Consider the following 5,347-nt stretch of genomic DNA (forward strand, 5'->3'; position numbering starts at 1 on the left):
AGCGAAACGCCAATCCAAAGCCTTACATCTGGCGCAAAAAGGGCGCCGAAATCCTTGCCAAAATCAACCGAGCCCGCAAAGCACTCGACAAAGCTCAAACCGCATGAGTTATGAGGCCCTATTTGAGTGTCAGGACACTAGGGGCTGAATTCGATATGGTTTCAGCCTAGAGAAGTCTCAATAAACCCGCAACTGCCACACCCCCTCTCGGTGCCCCCTACCCAGAAAATGCCCGTCTCAAATGCATTTGACAGTGCTTTGGTCGGTGATGCGCAAAAAATCCGGCCCATGCATTCCCGCAGTCAGGATACCGCACCGGAAATCGCTAAAGCCGCGAATACAACTGATACCCCTCGCGATAGAAGAGCTTCATCGTCGTGACGAACTCACCGGCAAGGGACGTGGTTCGGTCGATTACGAAAAGCGCATCCCCCTCATTGCACTCCAGCGCGCTCGCGACATCCTCACCCGCCGCGACGGCACTGAACGAAACATCGCCACTGGAAAATGGAACCGTCTGAACCAGCCACTCATTTGCGCTGACTGCGTCTAATGGCGCGTTCCGTATCTGAGGTACGACCTTCAGATTGATCCAACGTGCCTCATACGCGAAGGGTCGGCCATCGGCCAGATGCACCGTGTCCAGTTGTAAGGCCTTGGCTCCCTTCTCCAGAGCAAGACGTGTGCGAATTGACAGGGGCGGCACTTTTTCGACCTTTCGGAGGACTTGGTGCCGGTAGTGTCCACCAAATGCTTCGACCTGCTCACGCACGATCGGTATGTCGAACTTGGCTTGTCGGACAGGCATATTGCAGACACGTGTACCGCCTTTTCGTTTGCGAACGACAAGCCCTTCATCTGCCAATCCCTGCAGCGCACGATTAATCGTTGTGCGTGAGCAACCATATTCTTCAGCCAGTGCGACCTCGCCCGGGCTAAGTTCCCCGAGAGCCCACCCCCCCTTCTGAATCCGTTCGAGTATGGATTGGCGAATGGTTTGGTGCGTCACCTTATTCATATTGTTCCCCTGAGTCGCATATTCAGCTCGGAATATGCCGCACTTATTTCGTGACGATTCTTATGCCGACCGCCTCTGACCATGTGCCGCCCCGCCGACCAGACATCGGTTATAATGTCATCCTTGCCTGCAAATATCCATGCATCAAGTACCGCGTCCTCTCGCAAGGCGCCCACTACTGGTGAATTGCTTTCGAGCGCGATCAGGTCTGCCAGGGCACCGATTTCGATACGGCTCGAATTGCGCCCGAGGGCACGTGCCGAACCGCGCGCCGCGCGCTCATACAGATACCGGCCATTCGACAATGTCTGGTCATCTGTGAGGATCGAACGCCTGCGATCCCGTAGCCTCTGAGAGACCTCGAGCATCCGTAGCTCCTCCGTGAGACCGATCCTGACATTCGAGTCCGACCCTATACCGATCATTCCGCCAGCAGCAAGAAAGCGCTGCCCATCAAAGATCCCATCTCCGAGATTGGCCTCGGTAATGGGACATATCCCCGCCACCGCCCCAGATCGGGCCAAGCTTACTGTCTCGTCCGGCTCCATCTGTGTAGCATGGATCAGGCACCAGCGCTTGTCGACGGGCATATGGTCGAGAAGCCAGCGCACCGGCCGGGAGCCCAAAGATTCGATGACTTCCTTGACTTCGCCGACCTGTTCTGCGGCATGAATATGGATCGGCCCCTCCGGGCAGAGACTCAGCGCCAACTCAATGCCTTCTGTTGACACGGCCCGCAGCGAATGTGGCGCAACGCCGAGATTAAAGTCAGACGGCATGCCACCAAGCCTAGACGCGATGCGCTCATATAGCATCGTAAATTGCTGGAGATCGCAGCCAAAGCGGGCTTGCCCGCCCTGTAGGGCCCGCCCATCCAGCCCGCCCTGCATATATAGAACAGGGAGATGGGTGTAGCCGATGCCCGTAAGCTGCGCGGCCTTGAAATGCCTCAGCGACGTCTCATCGAGCTGGTCATAGGGTTTGCCGCCAGGCGCATGATGGAGATAATGAAATTCCGCCTGCGCAGCATATCCGGCCTCCATCATTTCCATCTGGACCTGGGCCGCAATGACTTCGATATCATCTGGAGAAAGTAGCTCCAGAAACCGGTACATGACCTGACGCCAGGTCCAGAAATCATCAATCGATGTTGGTCCCCGGCGCTCAGCCAGGCCGGCCATCGCCCTCTGGAAACTGTGACTGTGAACATTGGCCATGGCGGGCAGAAGCACACCCACGGAATGGTCGCAATGGCCATCGCTTTCCGCAATGCCAACTACGAATCCTTCTGTGTCAATGGTGATCTTTGTATCATGCAACCACCCGCTTGCGGATAGCACTTGTCGAGCACTAATTTCAATCGTCATCTTGTCTTGCATGCCCCTTTTATGTGTGTACATATTAATTTGCTGCTGCCATAAGACAAAAGCGATGACACAACAAACCCTCTTTACAGATTGCACTGTTGCAACCCTGAAATCTGGTCAGCCGAATTACGGGCTGATTGAAGATGCCGCGATTCTTCAGCGCGATGGTCTGATCGAATGGATCGGCCCGTCTGGTGTCGTGCCTCTAAAACGGAGCGAGATGGATGAGCAGTCTCTGCAGGGCCGACTCGTCACGCCCGCCCTCATCGATTGTCACACACATCTGGTATTTGGCGGTAATCGTTCGAAGGAATTTGAACAGCGCCTCAAGGGTGTGAGCTACGAAGAGATAGCCAGTAGCGGTGGCGGCATCAATTCCACCGTCGAGGCGACCCGTGCCGCCTCTTTCGACGCGCTTGTTTCCGCATCACTGCGTCGCCTCGATGACCTGATCAGTGATGGGGTTGCGGTCGTGGAAGTGAAGTCCGGATACGGGCTCACCATAGACGACGAGATTCGCATGCTCCAGGTCGCTAGGAAACTAGAAGAATTGCGGCCCGTGAAGATCGTCACGACCTGGCTGGCGGCGCATGCCGTGCCACCCGCCTTTAAAGGCCGGGCTGATACCTATATTGACCACATTGTCATTCCGGGACTGGTGCGTGCAGCAAACGAAGGGTTGGTAGATGCGGTCGATGGTTTCTGCGAGACGATCGCGTTTACATCGGGGCAGATCGAGCGCGTGTTCCAGGCGGCGGGCTCACTTGGCCTTCCGGTCAAGCTGCATGCCGAACAGCTCTCCGACCAGAAGGGCGCCCTCCTCGCCGCCCGCTATTCGGCGCTTTCGGCCGATCATCTGGCGTACCTCTCAGCCACAGACGTCGAGGCTTTTGCCTCAGCAGGCACAGTTGCCGTGCTTCTTCCAGGCGCGTTCTACACGCTGAAGGAAACCAAACTGCCGCCAGTCGCCGCCTTGCGTCACCATAATGTCGATATCGCCATTGCGACTGACTGCAATCCCGGCAGTTCGCCAATCTCATCGATCCTGACCGCCATGAACATGGCCTGCACCGAGTTTGCGCTGACGCCTGAAGAGGCCTTGGCAGGCACGACACGTTGCGCAGCAAAGGCATTGGGGCTGTCAGGCCAGTACGGCGAGATCACAATCGGCGCCCGTGCGGAGCTCGCTGTTTGGGATGTCGAACACCCCTCCGAACTTTCATACTGGTTGGGCGGCTCTCCCCTTCACAAACGCATCTCGCACGGGATTGCAGCATGACGACTTCACTCAATCCCGGCTACGTATCTCTCGGCGATCTCGAAGTGATCTATCGTTGCGGCAGCGCGTTCCAGCTCGACGAGACAGCTTACGTTCGCGTTGCGGAATCAGCGACGATTCTCGCACATCGGGTCAAGGGCGGCGATGCCATCTACGGCGTGAACACAGGTTTCGGGAAACTCGCTTCGATCCGCATCAGCAATGACAAGCTCAAGGCCCTTCAGAAAAACCTGGTCCGGTCGCATTGCGCGGGCGTCGGAGAGCCGCTCGCCCCCAATGTTGTCCGCCTCATTATGGCACTCAAATGCATTTCTCTTGGTCGGGGTGCCTCAGGCGTTCGTCCCGAACTCATCCAGCATATCCAGAACATGGCACGTGCCGGCATACTGCCCGTCATTCCGGCCAAGGGCTCGGTCGGTGCATCCGGCGACCTTGCCCCGCTCGCGCACATGGCGGCCAGCCTGATCGGCGAAGGCGAAGCGTTCTATCGCGGTGTGCGGATGCCGTCGGGACAGGCCTTGCAAAACGCAGGACTTGACCCTGTTGAGCTCCAGGCCAAGGAGGGGTTGGCGCTCCTGAACGGCACCCAGGTATCGACCGGCCTCGCGCTCGCAGGACTATTTGGCGCGTGGCGACTGTCTGTGTCCTCGCTCACGACTGCAGCCCTGTCGGTTGACGCGGCCATGGGGTCCAGCGCACCTTTCAGCGATGAAATCCATCAACTGCGCGGGCATCAGGGGCAAATCGACAGCGCCCGCCGCCTGCGCGAACTCCTTCAGGGATCGGAAATTCGGGAGAGCCACATGAGCGGCGATGAACGGGTCCAGGATCCCTATTGCCTGAGATGTGCGCCACAGGTTATCGGCGCCTGCCTCGACCAGCTGCGGCAGGTTGGTGCGACCCTCAAGATCGAATCAAACGCAGCGACTGACAACCCGCTTGTCCTGTCGAATGGCGAAATCGTCTCGGGAGGGAACTTCCATGCTGAGCCGGTCGCCCTCGCCGCCGACCAGGCCGCCATAGCTATCTCCGAAATCGGCAGCATTGCCCAGCGGCGAATCGCCATGCTTGTCGATCCTGCCCTCAGCTTTGGCCTGCCAGCCTTCCTTGCACCGGATCCGGGCCTCAAGTCGGGCTTGATGATCGCGGAGGTTACGTCTGCAGCGCTGATGAGCGAAAACAAGTCGCTCTCGAATCCGCGCTCGGTTGACTCAACTCCGACCTCGGCCAATCAGGAAGACCATGTTTCCATGGCCTGCCATGCCGCGCGCCGGTTGCTGGAGATGAACACCAATCTGGCTGGCATTCTCGGCATCGAAGCCATGTGCGGCGCGCAGGGCATCGAGTTGCGTGGGCCCCTCAGAACCAGCGCCCGCCTCGCAGGCGTGATCGACACCATCCGGAAGCACTGCCCGCCACTCGATGATGACCGCATGGTCAGCACTGACATCGAAGCCTTAGCCCACCTTGTGCACGAGACCGCAGCCCTCTGTGATCTGAACGGCGGAACCACTCCGATTGGCCTAACGCCATGACGCCCGTCACCATCATCCCTGGCTCCGGTCCCGTCATTCTGGGCCAGCCCCATTCAGGCACGTATGTCCCGGAAGAGATTTTCGCCCGCCTGAACAGCCTCGGCCAGGAATTGCGCGACACGGACTGGCACGTGCCCCAACTCTATGA

The 5,347-nt window shown here is 58.3% G+C and carries 4 protein-coding genes; 2 read left to right on the forward strand and 2 right to left on the reverse strand.

The features are described 5' to 3' along the window. Positions 1-325: 325 nt before the first annotated feature. A complete protein-coding gene (locus ACESNI_RS14725) occupies positions 326-1,018 on the reverse strand; it encodes a GntR family transcriptional regulator (RefSeq protein WP_373088262.1) in 693 nt (230 codons plus the stop codon). Continuing rightward, positions 1,015-2,385 carry a formimidoylglutamate deiminase gene (locus tag ACESNI_RS14730; protein ID WP_373088265.1) on the reverse strand — a complete coding sequence of 457 codons (1,371 nt, stop codon included), beginning with the start codon at positions 2,383-2,385 and terminating at the stop codon, positions 1,015-1,017. The genes ACESNI_RS14725 and ACESNI_RS14730 overlap by 4 nt, the downstream gene beginning before the upstream one ends. 64 nt (positions 2,386-2,449) lie before the next feature. Between ACESNI_RS14730 and hutI the strand changes: the two genes are divergently transcribed. Together hutI and hutH are read left to right on the forward strand one after the other, a co-directional pair. Then, positions 2,450-3,664 (forward strand): imidazolonepropionase, encoded by a 1,215-nt coding sequence (gene hutI, locus ACESNI_RS14735; protein WP_373088268.1) that lies wholly within the window; start codon positions 2,450-2,452, stop codon positions 3,662-3,664. After that, positions 3,661-5,199, forward strand: coding sequence for a histidine ammonia-lyase (gene hutH, locus ACESNI_RS14740; protein WP_373088270.1), 1,539 nt, complete (start codon positions 3,661-3,663; stop codon positions 5,197-5,199). The genes hutI and hutH overlap by 4 nt, the downstream gene beginning before the upstream one ends. The last annotated feature ends 148 nt before the right edge of the window (positions 5,200-5,347 follow it).

The sequence above is a fragment of the Sneathiella sp. genome (assembly GCF_041689005.1).
Classification (GTDB): Bacteria; Pseudomonadota; Alphaproteobacteria; order Sneathiellales; family Sneathiellaceae; genus Sneathiella.